The organism is Mycobacterium sp. 1164966.3 (genome assembly GCF_001665395.1).
Classification (GTDB): Bacteria; Actinomycetota; Actinomycetes; order Mycobacteriales; family Mycobacteriaceae; genus Mycobacterium.
The window spans coordinates 64,420-84,231 of the sequence record NZ_LZSG01000049.1 but is presented as its reverse complement, the minus strand read 5'-3'; the positions used below and the strand labels follow the sequence as shown (position 1 = coordinate 84,231).

The following is a 19,812-nucleotide window of genomic DNA, read 5'->3' as shown; positions in this document are numbered from 1 at the left end:
GCCGACAGCAACTGGGGAGGAGTGGCTCGTGCAACGACACGAAATCCGATCGTTGGCCGACCTTGCGGGCGAAGGCACCCGGGTGGTCACCGCGCTGGTCCGCGACATGCACAGCGGGATCTCGAGTCGCGTCTTCGACGCGGTGGGGCCGGTGTCCAAACCCGTGCAGCTGGTTCACGACGCCACCGCAGCGGTCACCTACCGGCTGGTGGACGGCGCCATCCGGGGTTCGCTGCACGGTGCGGGGGCGCTCGCCGCCGAGGCTTGCAGCAACGACGACGATCCGACGGTCCAGGCGGCTCCGCGGGTCGCGGGAGCCGTCGCGGCGCTCAACGGAATCTACGGCGACCAGCTGGCCGACCAGGGCAACGCCTTCGCACTCTCGATGGGGATCCGCCGGCACGGACAGCCCGTCGCACTGACCACCGAGTCGATCGCGGCAGCGTTTCCGGAGGCTACCGGCCGGATCGCGGTTTTCGTGCACGGCTGGTGTCTGACCGAGCGCTCGTGGTGGCGCCGGCCGCGGACCGGGGAAATCCACCAGCCGTACGGCACCGGGTTGCGCAACGAGCTGGGGATCACCCCGATCTATCTGCGGTACAACACCGGGTTCCACATCTCGCAAAACGGCCAGGGCCTGGCCGATCTGCTGCACCAGCTGCAGACCCTGTGGCCGGTGCCGGTTGACGAAATCGCGCTGGTGGGGCACTCGATGGGCGGCCTGGTGGCACGCAGCGCCTGCCACTACGGACTAGAGCACCAGCAGGGCTGGACCGACAAGGTCAGACACGTGGTCTGCCTGGGTTCGCCGCACCTCGGCGCCGACCTGGAAAAAGGGGTCAACGTCGCCTCCTGGGCGCTGGCCAAGCTTCCGGAGACCCGCGCAGTTGCCTACTTCCTGAACAGGCGCAGCTCCGGCGTCAAGGACCTGCGCTTCGGCGCGCTGCTCGACGAGGACTGGCGCGACTGCGACCCCGACGAATTTCTGCAGGACCGCTGCCACGAGGTGCCCTTCCTGCCGCACGCCGTCTACCACTTCGTCGCCACCTCCGCTGCGCCGCGCGCGATCGGCCTCCTGGTCGGCGACAGCCTCGTGCGTCCGGCGAGCGCGGCCGGCCGTGGCCGGTCACGCAAGATTCCGTTCGAGTCCGCACACGGACTGACGTTGACCGGTCTGCACCATTTCGACCTGCTCAATCACCCGTCGATCTACCAAAAGCTGCTGGACTGGCTGAGTGAGGCGCCGGCCCTGCCGGAATCCGCGAGCTAATTCGACGGCGTTAGCGGCAGCGGGCGCTTCGGCCCTTGGGGCCGGATACACGCAGAAACCTGCCATAGCTGTGGTGGCGGGAGCACAATCGAAGGGTGGCCACCTGGAACGACGTCGCCCGGATCATCGGTCAGCTGCCGCTGACCGCGGAACCGGCGCCGCACGACTGGCGGGTGGGCAAGAAACTGGTGGCCTGGGAGCGGCCGTTGCGCAAGTCCGACCATGAAGCGCTGCGCGCGCTCGGGACGCAGCCACCCGTTGGCGACATCCTCGGTGTCCGGGTGTCCGACGAAGGCGTGAAGTTCGCGTTGATCGCCGACCAGCCGGACGTGTATTTCACCACCCCGCATTTCGACGGCTATCCGGCGGTGCTGGTGAAACTGGCGAACATCCGGGTCATCGAGCTCGAGGAGCTGATCACCGAGGCGTGGCTGACGCAGGCCCCCAAGCGGCTGGTTCAGGAGTTTCTCGCCGAATCGTCGTAGATCCTTGGATCTGGCTCACGTTGGTCTGAGCTCGATCACTCGTTGCAGGTCGTCCACGCAGGACTGCACGACGCCGGCCAGCAGCACTTCTGTTTTCTCGGCGGCGCTCGACTGCAGCGCCGCGGCATGTCCGCGCGCAGCCTCGACGTGTGCGCTCGCCCTCACCGGATCCGAGTCCGCCAGCGATGTCGCCTGCGCGAGGTCGACGAGTACCGCGGGCATCGGCTGCGGAAGCCAGTCGGGGGTGTGCAGCGCGGGCGCGACCGCGCGGGCAAGCTGCATCACCGAGCCCGCGAGCAAGGCCGCATACAGCGCCTGGTGATCGGCGGCGTACACGACTTGGCGCATCCCCCACCGGCGCGGCGCCGCCCGCACCACCTGTCGGGCCGTATTGCGGGCCTGGATGAGGTTGCCGAGCTGCTCGTGGACGCGGTCGACCGCCGACAATGGCCAGTCAGAAGGTGCTTTCTTGCGACCGGCGGCGAAATCCGCGGTGCGGCACAGCACGTCGTACAAGGCGTTCAGCACCCCGGTGCGCGCGCCACCCAACACCACCAGCGGGTTGGCCGGAAAGAACAGGACGGCGAAGACGACGGCCAGCCCACCACCGATCAGCGCGTCGTAGATGCGTTCGGCGCCGACACCGCTGCGATACAACGCCAGCAGCAAAACCGCCGACACGGTGGTCTGGTTGACGAACATCAGTCCCTGCCCGATGAAACCCTGTCCGATCAGCACCGCGAAGCACAGCGCCACCAGCGCGGTGACCGCGATCGGGACGGCCCCGGTCCCGATGACCTTCTGCACGACGGTGCCTATGCCGATACCGAGCGCCACTCCCACCATCATCTGAATCGCGCGTTGCGCACGTAAGACATTGCTGGCCGACAGACAAACCGCGGCAGCGATCGGGGCGAAGAACGGTTGCGGATGCCCGAGCAGATCGTGGGTGATGTACCAGGCCAGGCCTGCGGCCACCGCCGTCTGCAGGATGGTCCACCACACGCCGCGGACTCGTTGCAGGCCGGCCTTGCCGCCCTCAGCCGCCCTGGAAAACAGCGTCAGCCGCGAGGTGCTCATCAGGCTTGCTTACCCCACCGTGGCGCGCGGCGCCTCCGCGACTGTGGACTTGTGTCACGCTTCGCCCGGCCCAGACGTGCCGCGAGCCCACATTCGACGGCCTAAGACAGCTCGAAGAGCGGGATCACCCGGCTGGTCTTCGACTGGTATTCGGCGAAGCCCGGGGCGGCCGCGGCGACCTTTTCGAAGAGCTCGTCACGCTCGTCGGACGGCAGTTCGCGGGCGGTCACGTCGAACCCATCCGAGCCGACTTCTATGTGCGCGCTCGGGTTGGCCCGCAAGTTGTGCACCCAAGCTGGATTGACGTCGGCGCCCGCGAAGGACCCGATGATGATCAGCTTGCCATCGATGCGGAAATAAGCCAGCGGCGAAATTCGCTTTTGGCCGGACTTGGCGCCGGTCGTTGTGAGCAGCAACAGGTTGGCGTTGACGAATTGGCCGCCGACCTTGCCGTTGTTGGCCCGGAACTCCTCGATGATGTTGTTGTTGAACGCGTTCAGCGTTCCGGTGTCAGGTTGGCTCATGCCTGCTCAACCTGTTTGGGCTTGGCATCTATTCCAGACTCTTTGCGCTGCTGGGGCGTGATCGGTGCCGGCGCGTCAGTGAGCGGGTCGACGCCGCCGCCGGTCTTGGGAAACGCGATCACCTCACGAATCGAGTCCATCCCGGCCAGCAGCGCCGTGATGCGGTCCCAGCCGAACGCGATCCCGCCGTGCGGCGGAGCGCCAAAGGTGAACGCTTCCAACAGGAAACCGAACTTCTCCTCCGCCTCGGCCTTGTCCAGGCCCATCACCGCGAACACCCGCTCCTGGATGTCACGGCGGTGGATACGGATCGAGCCGCCACCGATCTCGTGGCCGTTGCACACGATGTCGTAGGCATCGGCCAGCACGCTGCCGGGATCGCCGTCCACCGCATCCTCGTGCTCCGGCTTCGGCGCGGTGAAGGCGTGGTGCACCGCGGTCCACGCCCCGGAGCCCACCGCCACGTCCCCCGCCGCGGTCGCGTCGTCGGCGGGCTCGAACAGTGGCGGGTCGACCACCCACACGAACGCCCAGGCGTCCGGGTCGATCAGCCCGAGCCGGCCCGCGATCTCGCTGCGGGCCGCCCCCAGCAAGGCTCGCGACGGCTTGGGCGGGCCCGCCGAGAAGAAGATGCAATCACCGGGCTGGGCGCCGACGTGCGCGGCCAGGCCGTCGCGCTCGGCGTCGCTGAGGTTCTTGGCCACCGGCCCGCCCAGGATGCCGTCCTCTCCGACCAGGACGTAGGCCAGCCCGCGGTGCCCGCGCTGCTTGGCCCAGTCTTGCCAGCCGTCCAGCGTGCGCCGCGGCTGCGACGCCCCGCCGGGCATCACGACCGCACCGACATACGGCGCCTGGAAGACGCGAAACGTGGTGTCGGAGAAGAACTCTGTGCACTCGACGAGCTCCAGCCCGAACCGCATGTCGGGCTTGTCCGAGCCGAACCTCCGCATCGCCTCGGCGTAGGTGATCCGCTGGATGGGCGTGGGAATCTCATAGCCGATCAGCGCCCACAGCGCGGTCAGGATCTCTTCGGAGACGGCGATGATGTCTTCGGCGTCGACGAAGCTCATCTCCAGGTCGAGCTGGGTGAACTCGGGTTGGCGGTCGGCGCGGAAATCCTCGTCGCGGTAACAGCGTGCGATCTGGTAGTAGCGTTCCATCCCCGCCACCATCAACAACTGCTTGAACAGCTGCGGGCTCTGCGGCAGGGCGTAGAACGTGCCGGGCCGCAGCCGGGCCGGGACCAGGAAGTCGCGCGCCCCCTCCGGCGTCGAGCGGGTGATCGTCGGCGTCTCGATCTCGACGAACTCCCGTCGGGCCAGCACTGCCCGCGCGGCGGCATTCACCTTGGAGCGCAACCGAATTGCCGCGGCCGGACCCTCGCGGCGCAGGTCGAGGTAACGGTACTTGAGCCGCAACTCCTCGCCCGCGGGCTCGTCCAGCTGGAACGGCAGCGGCGCACTCTCACCCAGCACCGCCAGCGCCGACGCGTTGACCTCGATCTCGCCGGTCGGCAGCTCGGGGTTGGCGTTGCCTTCTGGGCGGGTCTCGACCACGCCGGTCACCGCGATGCAGAACTCGGCGCGCAGCCGGTGCGCCTGCGCCAGCACGTCGGAAGCGCGAAACACGACCTGGGCGATGCCGGACGCGTCCCGCAGGTCGATGAAGATGACGCCGCCGTGGTCGCGGCGGTGAGCCACCCAGCCGGCCAACGTCACCTGCTGCCCGACGTCGTGAGTCCGAAGCGAACCAGCGGCGTGGCTGCGCAACACAAAAACTCCTCTTCAAGCCGGGATTGAACGAGTGACCAGTCTAGAGGAGGTAATTTCTGTCTCATCACAACCAACATCGCACTCGTCGGCCCCGGCGCCGTCGGCACGACGGTCGCCGCGTTGCTGTACAAGGCCGGGCATCCGGTGGTGGTCTGCGGTCACACGCCGCGCGACAGCATCGAACTGCGGCCCGACGGCGTGGAAGCGATCGTGGTGCCCGGCCCGGTGCACACCGATCCACGCGAGGTGGACGGTCCTGTCGATGTGCTGATACTCGCGGTCAAGGCGACCCAGAACGAGGACGCCGCCGGCTGGCTGAGGCGGCTGTGCGGCGAGCACACCATCGTCGCCGTGCTGCAGAACGGGGTCGAACAAGTCGAGCAGGTGCAGCCGCACTGTCCGTCGTCGCCGGTGGTGCCCGGGATCGTGTGGTACGCGGCTGAGACCCAGCCCGAGGGCTGGGTGCGGCTGCGCGGCGAAGCCAGGCTGGTGCTGCCCAGCGGACCCATGGCGGCCGAACTTGCGGAACTGTTGCGCGGTGCCGGCTGCCACGTGGAGTGCGACCCCGACTTTCTCACGGCGGCATGGCGCAAGTTGCTGGTCAACGCGCTCGCGGGGTTCATGGCGTTGTCCGGGCGGCGGTCGGGCATGTTCCGCCGCGACGACGTCGCCGACCTGTCGCGCCGCTACGTCACCGAATGCCTGGCCGTCGCTCAGGCCGAGGGCGCACGGCTGGCCGAGGACTCGGTCGATGAAATGGTCGAGATGTTCCGTCAGGTTCCCGAGGACATGGGCACCTCGATGCTGGCCGACCGGGAAAGCCATCGACGGCTGGAGTGGGACATCCGTAACGGGGTGATCATCCGCAAGGCGCGCGCCCACGGGCTGGCCACGCCGATCAGCGACGTCGTGGTGCCACTGCTGGCGGCCGCCAGCGACGGCCCGGGTTAGGTTAAGTACTCATGTTCCCCTGCGAGCGCGTGGACCTGAATTTCACCGACAACGCGCCTTACATGTTCCGCAGCAGTGTCGACCTCGCCATCACCCCGCAGCAGCTGTTCGAGGTGCTGGCTGACGCCGAGTCCTGGCCCCGCTGGGCGAGCGTGATCACCAAAGTGACCTGGACAAGTCCCGAGCCGCGCGGTGTCGGGACCACGCGCATCGTCGAGATGCGCGGCGGCATCGTCGGCAACGAAGAATTCCTGGCGTGGGAACCGTTCACCCACATGGCATTCCGGTTCAACGAATGCTCGACGAGTTCGGTCGCCGCGTTCGCCGAGGACTATCGGGTCGAGGTCATACCCGACGGCTGCCGGCTGACCTGGACCATGGCGCAGAAACCGGCCGGCCCGGCGCGGCTGGCGATGTTTTTGGCTGCGCCGCTGCTCAATCTGGCGCTACGGCGGTTTCTGCGCAACCTGCGCTCTTACACCGACGCCCGATTCTCCGCCACGCGATCGCGTTAGGCTGTGCCATGACCTTCAACGAGGGTATGCAGATCGACACCAGCACCGCGTCGTCTTCCGGCGGCGGAGGTGGTGGCGGCATGGTCGCCATCGGCGGCGGCCTGGGCGGGTTGGTAATCGTGCTGCTGGCCATGTTCCTCGGCGTCGATCCCGGCCGGGTGATGCACCAGCAGGGAATGAATACCAGCGACTACTCGGCGCCCGGTTTCGACCTGAGTCAGTGCAAAACCGGCGCCGACGCCAACAAATACGTGCAGTGCCGGGTGGTCGCCACCGGCAACTCGGTGGACGCGGTGTGGCATGAGCTGATGCGCAACTACACCCGCCCGCACGTGCGCCTGTTCACCGGCCAGGTGAACACCGGCTGCGGCGCGGCCACCAGTGAAGTCGGGCCGTTCTACTGCCCGGTGGACCAGACGGCATACTTCGACACCGACTTCTTCCAGGTGTTGGTGGACCGATTCGGTTCCAGCGGTGGGCCTTTCGCGCAGGAGTATGTGGTGGCGCACGAGTACGGCCATCATGTGCAGAATCTGCTGCACGTCCTGGGTCGCGCCCAGCAGGGCGCGCAGGGCGCCGGCGGCAACGGCGTGCGCACCGAGTTGCAGGCCGACTGCTACGCGGGGATCTGGGCGCACTACGCGTCCACCACCAAGCAGGAGAGCACCGGTGTTCCGTACCTGAACCCATTGAGCGACAAGGACATCGCTGACGCGTTGTCGGCGGCGGCTTCGGTGGGCGACGACCGTATCCAGCAGGAGACCAACGGCAGGACCAACCCCGAATCCTGGACGCACGGCTCATCCGAGCAGCGGCAGCACTGGTTCACCGTCGGGTATCAGACCGGTCAGCCGAAGAACTGCGACACATTCAGCGCCTCCGACCTGGGGTAGGCCCTACGCGGTCGTCAGCAGCTCCTGCAACTCGGCGCGTCCCTGATCGTCGAGCGGCAGCAGCGGGGCACGCGGATCGCCCACCGGGAAACCGAGCAGATCCAGACCGGCCTTCACCGTGGTGGCCAGTCCGCCCGCGACGATGAACTCCAGCAGCGGCTTGAGGTCGTCGTAAATGGCCTGCGCCTTGTCGAGATCGCCGGCGCGTACCGCGTTGTACAGGTCGATGCACGGCTGGGGCCGCAGATTGGGCGCGGCCGTGCACCATCCGGAGGCACCCGCCGTCAGCGCGTCGAGCACCAGTGGATTGCTGCCGTTGTAGAAGGGCAGCTTGCCGCCGGAGAGTTCGGCGATGCGCTGCATCCGGGACAGGTCGCCGGTGGACTCCTTGACCATGGTGACGTTGTCGATGGTGTCGAACATGCTCACCAGAAGTTCGGGCCGCATATCGACGCCACTGGTGGCGGGATTGTTGTAGGCCATGATCGGGATGCCGATGGCGTCGCCGATGCTGCGGTAGTGCTGGACGACTTCACGTTCGGTGAGCTTCCAGTAGGAGACCGGCAGCACCATCACCGCGTCGGCGCCGGCCTGTTGGGCATACCGGGCCCGCCGAATTGTCTTGGCGGTGGTCACATCTGAGACGCCGACGACGACCGGCAGCCGACCGTCGACGGTCGTGATGGTCGTGTCGACCACGGTGTCGAACTCGGGTTCTTCCAGGTAGGCCAGTTCGCCGGTGCTCCCGAGCGGAGCGATCGCGTGAACACCGGAGTCGACGAGCTTCTCGACGAGGGCCGACAGCCGCTTGGTGTCGATAGTGTCGTCGGCGGCGAACGGGGTCACCGGGTAGGCGATGATGCCGTGGATCTCTGGCACAGACGGGCTCCTTTGTCAGCTGGTCAGAACGTCGGGGTGGTGGCGAAGAGCTCGGCGGGCGTAGTACGCGAAATTGGCTTTGCTGCGCGCGGGCGTCAGCGTCCAGTCGTGGGCCTCCCGGGCCAGTTCGTCCGGCAGCTCTTTGACGGTCCCGGCGGCCATCGCGGCCAATTGCAATTTCGCGGCACGCTCGATGAGAATCGCCAGCGAGCAGGCCTCTTCGATGCTGGCACCGGCGACCACCTGGCCGTGATGCGCCAGCAGGACGGCCTTTTTGTCGCCGAGCGCGGCGCTGATGATCTCCCCCTCCTCGTTGCCGACGGGGACACCGGGCCATTTCGCGAGGAACGCGCAATCGTCATAAAGCGGCGTGGTGTCCATGTGCGAGACGACCAACGGCACTTCCAGCATCGACAACGCCGCCACGTGGAAGGGGTGGGTGTGCACGATGCACTGGACGTCGGGCCGCGCGCGATAGATCCAGCTGTGAAAACGATTGGCGGGGTTGGGAATTCCGTCTCCGCTTAGTACATTGAGGTCCTCGTCGACCAGCAGCAGGTTGTCGTCGGTGATCTCGTCGAAGCCGAGGCCCAAAGCCTGGGTGTAATAGGTGCCGTCGGCTTCGGCGCGGGCGGTGATTTGGCCTGCCAGCCCGGAATCGTGCCCAGCGTCGTAGAGCGCTCGGCAGGTCAGCGCCAGCTTCTGCCGCTTGGTCAGCTGCGATTCTGCGGTCTGCGCGCTCAGCTGGTCCTGCGCGCGGCGCATCAAGTCGGACTTCGAATCGGTGAAAGTGGTTGCCATCAGGGCTCCCCGGCGTCGCAGAACATGTGACACAATAGTAGCACTATAAGAAACCTTGTGTCATGAGGGAGGTCCGCCGGTGACAGCACTGCTGCGCGCCGTCCGAAGGCAACGCGGCCTCACGTTGGAAGGGCTTGCCGCGCAGACCGGGCTGACCAAGAGCTACCTGTCCAAGATCGAACGCGGTCAGAGCACACCGTCGATCGCCGTCGCACTGAAGGTCGCGCGGGCGCTCGATGTCGACGTCGGCCGGCTGTTCTCCGATGACGCCGCTGAGGAGAAGATCGCCGTCGACCGAGCCGGGTCGGGCGGCGGGCGATACCGTGCGCTGGCATCGGCGCTGCTCGGAAAGTCGATGTCGCCGTTCGTAGTTCGGCCGACGGGTGACCCGGCACACGATCCGCATCCCGACCACCCGGGCCAAGAGTTCGTGTTCGTGCACTCCGGGACCGTCGAGCTTGACTACGGCGACCAGACCATCACGCTCGGCACCGGGGACAGTGCCTACTTCGACGCGTCGCTCCCCCACAAGATCCGTGGGGTCGGTGGGCAGCGCGCCGAAGTGCTGGTGGTGGCGTGCCGGTAGGGGCTACCCCGTTGACTACCAAGGCCGCGTCGAGCAGGTGACGCCCGTGGTGGCGCTCTGAGTCACGACGACCTGGCCGTCGACGGCGATCTCGCAGTGGAGTTCGGGAGTGGCCCCGGAGCCGCAGTCGGGCCAGTGACATCCGCCGCTGGCGGCGACGTACGCCCACTGGCTTGGGTTCGCCAGCGTTGCGGTGTAGACGCGCGGCTGGTCAGGTGCGAACGGCGTCTGCACTGTGTTCATGAACTGTGCCGAGTTCGCGTTGAAGGCCGCCTGGCTGGGCGGATCGCTGTTCATGTACCGCACGTTGCCGGTCAGATTGCCGGTGCTGGTGATGGTGTAGGTCACCTGGTGGCCGTCTGCATGCGCTGTGCCCGGCGGGAACGCAACTCCGGCGACTCCCAGAGCCGCCGCAAATATCGCCGCCGCAACCCCGTATGTCACTTTCTGCACGTTGGTCATATCGAAAACGCTACTGGATCTGTTACCCGGGCCGTTCCCGGCGCGAAGGTGCGCAAACTGCCGGCTTTTTCGGCGTGTACACGTGCGAACGTGCACGCTCGCCGGTCAAAACAGTGTCTGCTGCAGCGGTTCCGGCATTACCGCCGCTTCGGCCGCCGGGGAAGGTGCGCGCTGGTCGCCGCCCAGCCGATGCTTCGCGACCAGCGGCGCGGCTCGCTTGCGGAGCAGGTCGCGATAGCTCGGCGGCAGATAGGCCCCGCGCCGATACAGCTCGCAGTACTTCTCGACCATGTCGGGATGCGCCCGGGCCAGCCACGACATGAACCAGCCGCGCGTCGAGCCACGCAGATGCAGGCCGAAAACCGTGACGCCGGTGCCGCCGGCTTCGGCAATCTGGCCGAGTAGCCAGTCCAGGTGCTCGGTGGAGTCGGTCAGATACGGCAGCACCGGGGCGACCATCACGTGACAGTCCAGACCGGCGTCGCGGATCGCGGTGATCAGCCGCAGCCGCGCCTGCGGCGTCGGGGTTCCCGGCTCGACTTCGCGGTGCAGTTCCGCGTCGCCGACCGCCAGCGACACCGCCACCGACACCGGCACGTGGCGCGCGGACTCGGCGATCAACGGCAGGTCGCGCCGCAGCAGGGTGCCCTTGGTCAAAATCGACAACGGCGTACCCGACCCTGCGAGCGCGGCGATGATGCCGGGCATCAGTACGTAGCGACCCTCGGCGCGCTGGTAAGGATCGGTATTGGTGCCCAGCGCGACGGTCTCGTGGCGCCATGACGGACGGTGCAGTTCGCGGCGCAGCACTTCGGCGACGTTGGTCTTCACCACCACTTGGGTGTCAAAGTCGTTGCCGCAGTTGAAATCCAGGTATTCGTGGGTGGGACGGGCGAAACAATAACGGCACCCGTGTGAGCAGCCGCGGTAGCCGTTGACGGTGTACCGAAAGGGCAGCGCCGCCGCATTCGGAACCTTGTTGAGCGCTGACTTGCACAGCACTTCGTGGAAAGTGATGCCGTCGAAATGCGGCACGCGCACGCTTCGGACGAAGCCGATACGCTGCAGCCCCGGCAGCGCTCCGTCGTCGACGGGCGTCCCGTTGACCGCGACAGCCTGACCAGACCAGCGCATGTCCTCTATTCGAACAGTAGTTCGATATAGAGTCAAGGCAATGCGGCGGTTAGGGTCCCTGCATGGGAGCGACCGGCGACTCGAGGCCGCTGCCCGCATTGGTGCTGGTGCACGGCGGCGGCCTGGCCGCCGATTCGTGGGAACTCACCATCGACGCCATCCGGCGACTGGAACCGGAGTTGAAAGTGCTCGCGGTCGACCTGCCAGGGCGGCGCGACAAGCCCGCTTACCTGTTGACGGTCACCATCGCCGACTTCGTGATATCGGTGGTCGACGACATCGAGGACGCCGGGCTGGAGGATCTGGTCATTGTCGGTCACTCGATGGCCGGGCTGACGATTCCCGGCGTAGTCAGCAAGCTCGGATCGTCGAAGGTACGCGAGATGGTGTTCGCGGCAGCTTTTGTCCCGCCTGAGGGCAAGTCGCTCGTCGACACGCTGACCGGAGTGTGGGCTCCGATCGCTCGCCGCAATGCAAAGCGGGGCGGATTAAGCCAAACGCCTGCCGCCGGAATCAGATTCACTTACCTCAACGGAGTCACCCAGGCGCGGCGCAGGTTCCTGGCCGGCAAAGTGCACCCGGAATCCGCGCGGATGCTCGCGGAGAAGGTGTCGCGGCAAGGAATGCCCGACGACATTCCACGCACCTGGATCCTGACGCTGCGGGATCGTGCCCTCTCGGCGAAGATGCAGCGGCAATATATCGATGCGCTCGGAGGTGTACAGACCCTCATTCCGATGGACACCTGCCACTGCCTGATGGTCAGCGAGCCCGAACGGCTAGCCCAGATCCTCGTCGAGCGCTGCCGCCAGTACGCCTAGCCGCGCGTAGGCACTACCGCGAACGTCACGGGTCGTCTTCGTCCTCGTTTTCGGTGCGCAGCATTCTTTCGGGGTGGTGGTAGGGGTTGGTGCGGGGTTGTCCGTGGTCGAGGTGAGCCGGTGGGATCCATTCGGTTTGGCCGTCGTGGCGGGTGTGGGTGGTGTAGCCGCCGGGTTCGACTAGGGGATGGTCGGCTCCGCAGGCGAAGGTGAGTTTGTTGACGTCGGTGCAGTGTGTAGTGGCCCAGTCTTTGGTGTGGTGGACTTCGCAGTGGTAGCCCCAGACGGTGCAGCCGGGCCGCGTGCAGCCGCGGTCGCGGGCGTAGAGCACGATGCGTTGTGCCGGTGAGGCCAGGCGTTTGGTGTGATAGAGCGCCAAGGCTTTACCGTGGTCGAAGATGGCCAGGTAGTGGTGGGCGTGGCGGGCCAGGCGGATCACGTCGGACATCGGCAGGATGGTGCCGCCGCCGGTGAGTCCGGTGCCGGCGGCAGCTTCGAGGTCGGTGAGGCTGGCCGTGACCACGATGCAGGCGGGTAGGCCGTTGTGTTGGCCCAGGTTGCCCGAGGCCAGCAGCGCGTGTAGGGCGGCGTTGAGTGCGTCGTGCTGGCGTTGGGCTGGTGAGCGCCGATCGCGCCGGGCGGTCTGCTCGGGGAGGGGGCCGTCCACAATCGGTGTCTGCTCGTCGGGGTTGCACATGCCGGGGGCCGCCAGTTTGGCCCACACCGCCTCGAGTGTGGCGCGCAATTCGGGGGTCACATCGCCGCTGAGCCGCGACATGCCGTCGGGGCGTTGGCTGCCCAGGGTCAGTCCGCGCCGCCGGGCGCGGTCGGCGTCGGTGTAGTCGCCGTCGGGATGGATGCAGTCCATGGCGTGCGCGGCGAGCTGGGCTAGGTCTTCGGGCCCGAATTGGGTGGCTTTGTCGGCCAAATCGGCGTGCACGTGTTCGCGGGTGGGCTGATCCACAAAACTGGGCAGGCGGTGCAAGAAGCCGCGGATGATTTTGACGTGCTCGGCTCCGATGCGCCCGTCGCGTTGCGCGGTGGCGGTGGCAGTCAGCAGCGGGGGCAACACTTCGCCGGTCAGGGCTCGCCGTGGACCCAAATCGGCGGCCTCGCTGACCCGGCGGCGCGCTTCGGGGCGGCTGATGTGTAGCCGGGCGGCCAGTACGGCCGGCAGGCGCCCGCCCAGGGTTTTCTCATCGGCCTGCTCGGCGATCTGATTGATCAACGCTTGCGCGGGCACCGGGGTTCGGCGCGCATCGCGTTCAAGGTGCTCCAAATACGCCAGCCGTTCGGGGGTGCTCAGCGCGTCGAACGACAAGCCGTTGACCCGGGCCCGGGCGGCGTGCAGCGCGTCGAACGCCTCAGCGATCTCCTCCCGGCTACTCGAAAACATGTTCGAATCCTATGCCGTACCGGTGACAGCAACCACCGCACAGACCACCGCTTGTGGATAAACACGCGACTGTGGACTAAATCCTGCCTAGGACTACTGAAACCAAGGAACAAGAGCGAATTCAGCAGCACCGCTGGTTCAAAACGGGTGCGGCGTGGCACTTCCCGGGTCCGATTGGTTCGTCCCGAAAGTGGTTGTCTCCCAATGCCTTCACGGCGAGCCGCGGTGCAAATGGCTGCCAGACGATTGTCCGCCTCGATAGCATGCCAGGCATGGGCATCAAACTTGAGAACGTCGGCATCGCCGTTCGCGACCTCGAAGCAACGATCGCCTTCTTCACCGACCTCGGTCTCACGGTCATCGGCCGTGACACGGTCAGCGGCGAATGGACCGACACTGCCGTTGGCCTTGATGGCAACCACGCCAACATTGCGATGCTCCAGACGCCAGACGGTCACGGTCGCCTCGAGCTGTTCGAGTACATCCACCCCGAAGCGATCGAGTCGAAACCCACCAGTCCCAACGTGATTGGTATGCACCGCGTCGCCTTCTCAGTCGACAACATCGACAAAGCCCTTGAGATAGCCGCGAGGCACGGCTGCCTTCCCCTTCGCGGCGTGGCGACGTATGAGGACGTTTACAAACTCACGTATATCCGCGGTCCCAGCGGCATCATCGTGATGCTCGCCGAGGAGCTGAAAAAGAACTGACGGCCGATCGGTAAGTCTCTTATTCCTTCAGGGCCTACGTTTGCCTTACGTCGCCGAGAAGAACCAGACATAGTCTGATCCGGCACCAATGAATTCGTTGTACCGAATCCTGTCACCCCGCTCGGCGAAGGGGAACACGAGCACCTTGTCGGGATTTGCCGGGTTGTATTGACACCGCATGCTCGCGCCGACGCAAAACCATTCGTCGAAATGCGGAAGCATTCCACCCGAGGGCCGCGGCCGGATGATTTCCACCCCGTCAGGGGTAAAGGCGCGCCGCCGCTTGCGCAACCGCCAGTCCTCCACGGTCGCGCAATAGGATCCGCGCAACGTAGGGCCGCTGTCCAGACGGATCTGCATATCGCTGGTCAGCTCCCAGTAATCGTCCTCCGCGGGAATATAAGACGATGCGACCGTCAGCAGCTCAACAGTGCCACCCTCTCGTAGTGCACGGTCTTTCTTGGCTCCCGCGATTGCTCTAATCCACCAACCGGCGGAAATCAGCACGCTCAGCAAGGTTATGGCCAGACCTACCCACACGACGCTGGATGCGGCACCCTTCTCACGCTCTAGACCATAGAAGGTGACGCTCACCCCGACGCTGAATGCAAAGACCAGGGCGATAACCATGAGAACGCGCAGCGCTGCCATCTTCTTCTTCCGGCGCCAATGACCAGGTGTCTGTGATGGGAACGCCATTCCGTCATGATCGCACGGCAGGATATTCGATAGCACCCGCCGAGGATTCCCGGTGCGAAGTGCCAGAAGCGAATTCGGGCGCGCCTAGCTTCCCAGCCGCGAAACCACCTCGGCGACAACAGAATCCAACGGCACCGACACCTGGTCGCCGGTCGCAAGGTCCTTCACCCCGACTGTGCCGGCTTCGAGGTCACGGTCGCCGGCGACCAGCGCGATACGGGCACCTGAACGGTCGGCGGCGCGCATCGCGCCCTTGAGCCCACGGTCACCATACGCAAGGTCGACACGGACGCCGGAACGCCGCAGCTCCCGAGCCAGCACTGCCAGCCGCAGTTTGGCCGCGTCGCTCAACGGCACGGCGAACACGTCGCACCGGGACACCTCCCCCACGCTCTTGCCTTCGGCGCGCAGGGCGAGCACGGTCCGATCGACGCCGATGCCAAATCCGATGCCCGACAAGTCCTGTCCGCCGAGCTGACGCATCAGCCCGTCGTAGCGGCCGCCGCCGCCGATGCCGGATTGCGCACCCAGGCCGTCGTGCACGAATTCGAAGGTGGTTTTGGTGTAGTAGTCCAGGCCGCGCACCATCCGCGGGTTGATGACGTATGGGATCCCGAAAGCGTCCAGGTGGGCGAGCACGCTGTCGAAGTGCTGCTTGGCCTCGTCGGAGAGGTGGTCCAGCAGCACCGGCGCATCGGCCGTCAGCGCGCGCACCTCGGGCCGCTTGTCGTCGAGCACCCGCAGCGGGTTGAGCTCTGCGCGTCGCCGGGTGTCCTCGTCGAGATCGAGCCCAAACAAGTAGTCCTGCAACAACTCTCGGTATTGCGGGCGGCACGTGTCGTCGCCCAGCGAGGTGATCTCCAACCGGAACCCGTCGAGGCCCAACGACCGAAACCCGTCGTCGGCGACGGCGATCACCTCGGCGTCCAGTGCCGGGTCGTCGACGCCGATCGCCTCGACCCCGACCTGCTGCAACTGGCGGTAGCGGCCGGCCTGCGGGCGCTCGTAACGGAAGAACGGGCCCGAATAACGCAGCTTGACGGGCAGTGTGCCGCGGTCGAGGCCGTTCTCGATCACCGCGCGCACTACCCCGGCGGTGCCTTCCGGCCGCAGGGTTACCGAGCGGTCGCCGCGGTCGGCGAAGGTGTACATCTCCTTGGACACCACGTCGGTGGATTCGCCTACGCCGCGGGCGAACAGCGCGGTGTCCTCGAATATCGGCAGCTCGATGTAGCCGTAACCGGCCCGTCTTGCGGCATCCAGAAGGCCGTCGCGCACCGCGACGAACTGCGCCGAGTCCGGCGGGACGTAGTCCGGTACCCCCTTCGGTGCCGAGAAAGCTTGCGTCACCGGCTAGAGGCCTTCGAGGAAGGGGTTGAGGCGCCGCTCGGCGCCGATAGTGGTGGCGTTGCCATGCCCGGGTAGTACCACGGTCTGGTCGTCGAGCACCAACAGTTTTTTGACGATGGAGTTGTAGAGGTCGCGGCCGCTGCCGCCGAACAGGTCGGTGCGGCCGATGGAACGCTCGAACAAGGTGTCGCCGGAGAACACGACGTCTGCTCCGGTCTCGGCCGCCTGCAGAAGCCGGAAGCACACCGATCCACGCGTGTGCCCGGGGGTGTGGTCGACGTTGACGGACACCGTGCCCAGGTCGATCTTGTCGCCGTCGCGGTCCAGCTCGACGACCTGTTTGGGCTCACTGAAGAACGCGCCGGCGACCAGCTGGGCCATCCTGGGGCCGAAGCCGTAGATGGGGTCGCTCAGCATGAACCGGTCCTCGGGATGAATGTAGGTGGGGCAGCCGAACGTGTCGGACACCTTTTGGGCAGACCACATGTGGTCGATATGCCCGTGCGTCAGCAGCACCGCGGCCGGGGTGAGCCGGTTCTCGTCGAGAATGCGCCGCAACTGGCCCATCGCCCGCTGTCCGGGATCCACGATGATGGCGTCCGTTCCCGGCCGTTCAGCCAGCACATAGCAGTTGCAGGCCAGCCACCCGGCAGGAAATCCGGTGATCAACACGCTTTCCAGTTTCCCATCCCCCGCCCCCGGCGACGGAACAGGCCTACATGGAAAGATATCGGCCGTGCCGACGAACCAACAGCGACGCGCGACCGCCAAACGCAAACTCGAACGGCAGCTGGAACGCCGTGCCAAGCAAGCCAAGAGGCGCCGCCAGCTGACGATCATCGGTGCCGCGGTCGCCGCGGTGGCCGTGATCGCGGCGATAGTCGTCGTCGTGGTGGTCAACAAGAAAGACCACAAAAACACTGCGGCCGCGACGACGACCACCAGCGCGGCGCCGAGCAAGCCGATGGCTCCGCCGTTGCCGTCGAACAAGGCGCCGGCCGACCTGGGCGCCAACTGTCAGTACCCGCCCTCGCAGGACAAGTCCCCGAAACCGGTCAAGCTTCCGAAGACCGGCAAACTGCCAACCGAGGCCACGCCTACGAGCGTCAGCATGGTGACCAATCAGGGCAAAATCGGTCTACTGCTGCTCAGTTCCGAATCACCTTGCACTGTCAACAGTTTCTCCAGTCTGGTCGGCCAGGGCTTCTTCGACGGCACCAAATGCCACCGGCTGACCACCTCCCCCGCCCTGGCGGTGCTGCAATGCGGCGACCCGAAGGGCGACGGCACCGGCGGCCCGGGCTATCAGTTCGAAAACGAGTACCCGACCAACCAATATCCGCCCAACGACCCCAAGTTGCAGCAGCCCGCGCTCTATCCGCGCGGCACCCTGGCCATGGCCCACAGCCGCGATCAGCACGACAACGGCAGCCAGTTCTTCTTGGTGTACCGGGATTCGGTGCTGCCGCCCGACTACACCGTCTTCGGAAAGATCCAAGACGACGGGCTGGCCACCTTGGACAAGATCGCCAAGGGCGGCGTCGCCGACGGCGGTGAAGACGGAGCGCCGGCCACCGAGGTGATCATCCAGTCGGTCAAGCTCGACTAGACGCAGTTATTGACGACCCAGCGGGCCACACCGGCCCGCCGCGCCGGACAGCTTAAGGTCGTTGAGTGGCGACGCCAGGCTCATTCGGGAGATACCGATTGCAGGGAGTGCTGGGCCGCGGCGGTATGGGACAGGTCTTCCGCGCCTATGACACCACCACCGGCCGGGTAGTGGCTCTCAAGGTGCTCCCCCAGCATCTGGCCGAGGACCGCGAGTTCCAGCAACGCTTCCGGCGCGAGGCACGTACGGCCGCAAGTCTCAACGACCCGAACATCGTGCCCATCCATGGTTACGGCGAGATCGACGGCCAACTCTACGTCGACATGCGGTTGATCGAGGGTCGCGATCTGGCCACCTACATTGCCGAGAAAGGTGGGCGGCTAAGCCCTTCGCAGGCCGTCGCGGTGGTTGAACAGGTAGCGGGTGCACTGGATAGCGCCCACCGCGCGGGCCTGGTGCACCGCGACGTCAAACCGTCCAACATCCTGGTCGCCAATGCGCGCGATTTCGTATATCTCATCGACTTCGGGATCGCGCGCGCCGCAACCGACACCTCGCTCACGCACAGCGGCGAGACCATGGGGACGATGGATTACATGGCGCCCGAACGCTTTTGGGGCACCACGGATCTGCGCGCCGACGTGTATTCGCTGGCCTGCGTGCTGTACGAGTGCCTGACCGGGCACCGTCCCTACCCGGGCAGCAGCATCGAAGAGCAACTCCGCGGTCACCTGGACACCGCGCCGCCCCGACCTTCGCCCATGGCGCCGGGCATACCGCCGGCGTTCGACCAGGTGATCACCCGGGGCATGGCCAAGAACCCCGCTCAGCGGTACCAGACCGCACCGGAACTCGCCCGCGCGGCAAGAGCGGCACTGGACGGCGCAGGCATGCCCAGCGGGCCGGCACCGCGAACACTTGACCAGCACACCCCGCCGAAGCCCGTTTCGGCCGCCGCAGCGAAGCGAAGGTCCGCGCTGCTGATCACCGGCCTGGTCGCCGGGCCGAGCCTGGTGGTGGTTGCGGTGGTCGCTTTGGTCGCCGGACTCACGAGGCACAGCGACAATGCCGCGCCCGCCACGGGATCGACGACAACGACCGCAGCTTCAGCCGCGCCGGCGTCGCGCGTGCCGCCGTTGCCGCCGTTCAACCCCCCCAGTGATCTGGGTGCCAACTGCCAGTACCCGCCGGCGCCTAGCCCGGACAGCAAGCCAGCCAAGCCGCCGCGATCAGGCAAGGTGCCCACCACCCCGGTCGAGGTCAACGTCAACATGGTGACCGACCAGGGTGACATCAGCTTGAGCCTCGACAACGGCAAGTCACCGTGCACGGTGAACAGCTTCATCAGCCTGGCGCAGCAAGGTTTCTACGACGGCACGAAATGCCTCCGGCTGACCAATTCGTCTACGCTGGGCACCCTCCAATGCGGTGCCCCTAACAGCGACGGCACCGGCGGCCCCGGCTACCACTTCAACGACGAATACCCCACCAACCAGTACGAATCCGGCGATCCGGCGCTACACCAGCCGGTGCTGTACCCGCGCGGGACGCTGGCCATCTGGAACACCGAGCCGAACACCAACGGCAGCCAGTTCCTCCTGGTGTATCGCGACTCCCAGCTGCCTCCGCAGTACACGGTTTTCGGCAGGATCGACCCGACGGGCCTGACGACCATCGACAACGTCGCCAAGGCCGGCGTTGTCGGAGGCCGTGAGGACGGAGTCGCGGTCACGCCGGTAACGATCAAGTCGGTGCGCATGGAATGACGACCGACCGGCGGATCGAGCCTGCGTTGAGGGCTAGCCTAAGCGCCGATACGGCGCTCTGAGCGCAGTTTCGGCGCCGTCAGCGCAGAGTCGGCGCAAAGCCAAGCCA

General features: G+C 66.3%; 21 protein-coding genes. 10 read left to right on the top strand and 11 right to left on the bottom strand.

Features of this window, described 5'->3' with window-relative positions:
• Positions 1-28 precede the first annotated feature (28 nt).
• Positions 29-1,270, top strand: coding sequence for a triacylglycerol lipase (locus tag A9W99_RS19255; protein WP_067381722.1), 1,242 nt, complete (start codon positions 29-31; stop codon positions 1,268-1,270).
• 95 nt (positions 1,271-1,365) lie between these two features.
• A complete protein-coding gene (locus A9W99_RS19250; RefSeq protein ID WP_067381718.1) occupies positions 1,366-1,755 on the top strand; it encodes an MmcQ/YjbR family DNA-binding protein in 390 nt (129 codons plus the stop codon).
• Positions 1,756-1,770: 15 nt separating this feature from the next.
• Here the strand turns inward: A9W99_RS19250 and A9W99_RS19245 are convergent, their stop codons facing one another.
• The 3 genes from A9W99_RS19245 to aspS form a co-directional block, all read right to left on the bottom strand.
• A complete protein-coding gene (locus tag A9W99_RS19245) occupies positions 1,771-2,835 on the bottom strand; it encodes an aromatic acid exporter family protein (protein ID WP_067381715.1) in 1,065 nt (354 codons plus the stop codon).
• A 101-nt stretch (positions 2,836-2,936) separates the two neighbouring features.
• Entirely contained in the window at positions 2,937-3,359 is a 423-nt protein-coding gene (locus A9W99_RS19240) for a nitroreductase family deazaflavin-dependent oxidoreductase (protein WP_067381705.1), read from the bottom strand.
• The gene (gene aspS, locus A9W99_RS19235) at positions 3,356-5,131 is read right to left on the bottom strand and encodes an aspartate--tRNA ligase (RefSeq protein WP_067381703.1); all 1,776 of its coding nucleotides are present in this window, start codon (positions 5,129-5,131) and stop codon (positions 3,356-3,358) included. The genes A9W99_RS19240 and aspS overlap by 4 nt, the downstream gene beginning before the upstream one ends.
• Positions 5,132-5,194: 63 nt before the next feature.
• Between aspS and A9W99_RS19230 the strand changes: the two genes are divergently transcribed.
• The 3 genes from A9W99_RS19230 to A9W99_RS19220 are packed head-to-tail and all read left to right on the top strand — an operon-like array spanning position 5,195 to position 7,490.
• Positions 5,195-6,082 (top strand): oxidoreductase, encoded by an 888-nt coding sequence (locus tag A9W99_RS19230; RefSeq protein ID WP_216639743.1) that lies wholly within the window; start codon positions 5,195-5,197, stop codon positions 6,080-6,082.
• Positions 6,083-6,093: 11 nt separating this feature from the next.
• Positions 6,094-6,597, top strand: coding sequence for an SRPBCC family protein (locus A9W99_RS19225; protein ID WP_067381698.1), 504 nt, complete (start codon positions 6,094-6,096; stop codon positions 6,595-6,597).
• A gap of 8 nt (positions 6,598-6,605) precedes the next feature.
• A complete protein-coding gene (locus A9W99_RS19220; RefSeq protein ID WP_067381695.1) occupies positions 6,606-7,490 on the top strand; it encodes a neutral zinc metallopeptidase in 885 nt (294 codons plus the stop codon).
• Between the two features lie 3 nt (positions 7,491-7,493).
• Here the strand turns inward: A9W99_RS19220 and A9W99_RS19215 are convergent, their stop codons facing one another.
• Both A9W99_RS19215 and A9W99_RS19210 read right to left on the bottom strand, forming a co-directional pair.
• Complete coding sequence (locus tag A9W99_RS19215) at positions 7,494-8,369, bottom strand: dihydrodipicolinate synthase family protein (protein WP_067381692.1); 876 nt, start codon at positions 8,367-8,369, stop codon at positions 7,494-7,496.
• A 15-nt stretch (positions 8,370-8,384) separates the two neighbouring features.
• The gene (locus A9W99_RS19210; protein WP_067381689.1) at positions 8,385-9,170 is read right to left on the bottom strand and encodes an aldolase; all 786 of its coding nucleotides are present in this window, start codon (positions 9,168-9,170) and stop codon (positions 8,385-8,387) included.
• A 79-nt stretch (positions 9,171-9,249) separates the two neighbouring features.
• On the opposite strand from A9W99_RS19210, the gene A9W99_RS19205 reads away from it, so the two are divergent.
• Complete coding sequence (locus tag A9W99_RS19205; RefSeq protein ID WP_067381686.1) at positions 9,250-9,756, top strand: helix-turn-helix domain-containing protein; 507 nt, start codon at positions 9,250-9,252, stop codon at positions 9,754-9,756.
• 15 nt (positions 9,757-9,771) lie between these two features.
• Here the strand turns inward: A9W99_RS19205 and A9W99_RS19200 are convergent, their stop codons facing one another.
• Both A9W99_RS19200 and A9W99_RS19195 read right to left on the bottom strand, forming a co-directional pair.
• Positions 9,772-10,218: a hypothetical protein gene (locus tag A9W99_RS19200; protein ID WP_067381683.1), complete on the bottom strand. Its 447-nt coding sequence runs from the start codon at positions 10,216-10,218 to the stop codon at positions 9,772-9,774.
• Positions 10,219-10,323: 105 nt separating this feature from the next.
• Complete coding sequence (locus A9W99_RS19195; protein ID WP_067381680.1) at positions 10,324-11,352, bottom strand: Rv2578c family radical SAM protein; 1,029 nt, start codon at positions 11,350-11,352, stop codon at positions 10,324-10,326.
• 62 nt (positions 11,353-11,414) lie between these two features.
• Here A9W99_RS19195 and A9W99_RS19190 point away from each other — a divergent pair, with 62 nt between their 5' ends.
• Positions 11,415-12,173 carry an alpha/beta fold hydrolase gene (locus A9W99_RS19190; protein WP_067381677.1) on the top strand — a complete coding sequence of 253 codons (759 nt, stop codon included), beginning with the start codon at positions 11,415-11,417 and terminating at the stop codon, positions 12,171-12,173.
• Between the two features lie 25 nt (positions 12,174-12,198).
• On the opposite strand, the gene A9W99_RS19185 is transcribed toward A9W99_RS19190, so the two are convergent.
• Positions 12,199-13,569: an HNH endonuclease signature motif containing protein gene (locus A9W99_RS19185; RefSeq protein ID WP_067381674.1), complete on the bottom strand. Its 1,371-nt coding sequence runs from the start codon at positions 13,567-13,569 to the stop codon at positions 12,199-12,201.
• 272 nt (positions 13,570-13,841) lie between these two features.
• On the opposite strand from A9W99_RS19185, the gene A9W99_RS19180 reads away from it, so the two are divergent.
• The gene (locus tag A9W99_RS19180) at positions 13,842-14,279 is read left to right on the top strand and encodes a VOC family protein (protein WP_067381663.1); all 438 of its coding nucleotides are present in this window, start codon (positions 13,842-13,844) and stop codon (positions 14,277-14,279) included.
• Positions 14,280-14,324: 45 nt separating this feature from the next.
• Here A9W99_RS19180 and A9W99_RS19175 read toward each other — a convergent pair whose 3' ends face one another.
• From A9W99_RS19175 to A9W99_RS19165, 3 genes are all read right to left on the bottom strand, one after another.
• Entirely contained in the window at positions 14,325-14,978 is a 654-nt protein-coding gene (locus tag A9W99_RS19175; RefSeq protein WP_156623186.1) for a hypothetical protein, read from the bottom strand.
• A gap of 84 nt (positions 14,979-15,062) precedes the next feature.
• Positions 15,063-16,328: a histidine--tRNA ligase gene (gene hisS, locus A9W99_RS19170; RefSeq protein WP_067381657.1), complete on the bottom strand. Its 1,266-nt coding sequence runs from the start codon at positions 16,326-16,328 to the stop codon at positions 15,063-15,065.
• Positions 16,329-16,331: 3 nt separating this feature from the next.
• Positions 16,332-17,000, bottom strand: coding sequence for an MBL fold metallo-hydrolase (locus tag A9W99_RS19165; RefSeq protein WP_067381655.1), 669 nt, complete (start codon positions 16,998-17,000; stop codon positions 16,332-16,334).
• 64 nt (positions 17,001-17,064) lie between these two features.
• On the opposite strand from A9W99_RS19165, the gene A9W99_RS19160 reads away from it, so the two are divergent.
• Both A9W99_RS19160 and A9W99_RS19155 read left to right on the top strand, forming a co-directional pair.
• Positions 17,065-17,937 (top strand): peptidylprolyl isomerase, encoded by an 873-nt coding sequence (locus A9W99_RS19160; protein ID WP_067381652.1) that lies wholly within the window; start codon positions 17,065-17,067, stop codon positions 17,935-17,937.
• 65 nt (positions 17,938-18,002) lie between these two features.
• Entirely contained in the window at positions 18,003-19,703 is a 1,701-nt protein-coding gene (locus tag A9W99_RS19155) for a protein kinase (RefSeq protein WP_067381648.1), read from the top strand.
• Positions 19,704-19,812: the final 109 nt, after the last annotated feature.

What these genes read in the sequence shown, in the direction of transcription:
- A9W99_RS19185 (WP_067381674.1), bottom strand. Translation starts at nt 13,569, where the DNA reads ATGTTTTCGAGTAGCCGGGAGGAGATCGCTGAGGCGTTCGACGCGCTG.
- A9W99_RS19220 (WP_067381695.1), top strand. Translation starts at nt 6,606, where the DNA reads ATGACCTTCAACGAGGGTATGCAGATCGACACCAGCACCGCGTCGTCT.
- A9W99_RS19190 (WP_067381677.1), top strand. Translation starts at nt 11,415, where the DNA reads ATGGGAGCGACCGGCGACTCGAGGCCGCTGCCCGCATTGGTGCTGGTG.
- A9W99_RS19245 (WP_067381715.1), bottom strand. Translation starts at nt 2,835, where the DNA reads ATGAGCACCTCGCGGCTGACGCTGTTTTCCAGGGCGGCTGAGGGCGGC.
- A9W99_RS19180 (WP_067381663.1), top strand. Translation starts at nt 13,842, where the DNA reads ATGGGCATCAAACTTGAGAACGTCGGCATCGCCGTTCGCGACCTCGAA.
- A9W99_RS19240 (WP_067381705.1), bottom strand. Translation starts at nt 3,359, where the DNA reads ATGAGCCAACCTGACACCGGAACGCTGAACGCGTTCAACAACAACATC.
- A9W99_RS19200 (WP_067381683.1), bottom strand. Translation starts at nt 10,218, where the DNA reads ATGACCAACGTGCAGAAAGTGACATACGGGGTTGCGGCGGCGATATTT.
- A9W99_RS19225 (WP_067381698.1), top strand. Translation starts at nt 6,094, where the DNA reads ATGTTCCCCTGCGAGCGCGTGGACCTGAATTTCACCGACAACGCGCCT.
- A9W99_RS19210 (WP_067381689.1), bottom strand. Translation starts at nt 9,170, where the DNA reads ATGGCAACCACTTTCACCGATTCGAAGTCCGACTTGATGCGCCGCGCG.
- A9W99_RS19195 (WP_067381680.1), bottom strand. Translation starts at nt 11,352, where the DNA reads ATGCGCTGGTCTGGTCAGGCTGTCGCGGTCAACGGGACGCCCGTCGAC.
- A9W99_RS19175 (WP_156623186.1), bottom strand. Translation starts at nt 14,978, where the DNA reads ATGGCGTTCCCATCACAGACACCTGGTCATTGGCGCCGGAAGAAGAAG.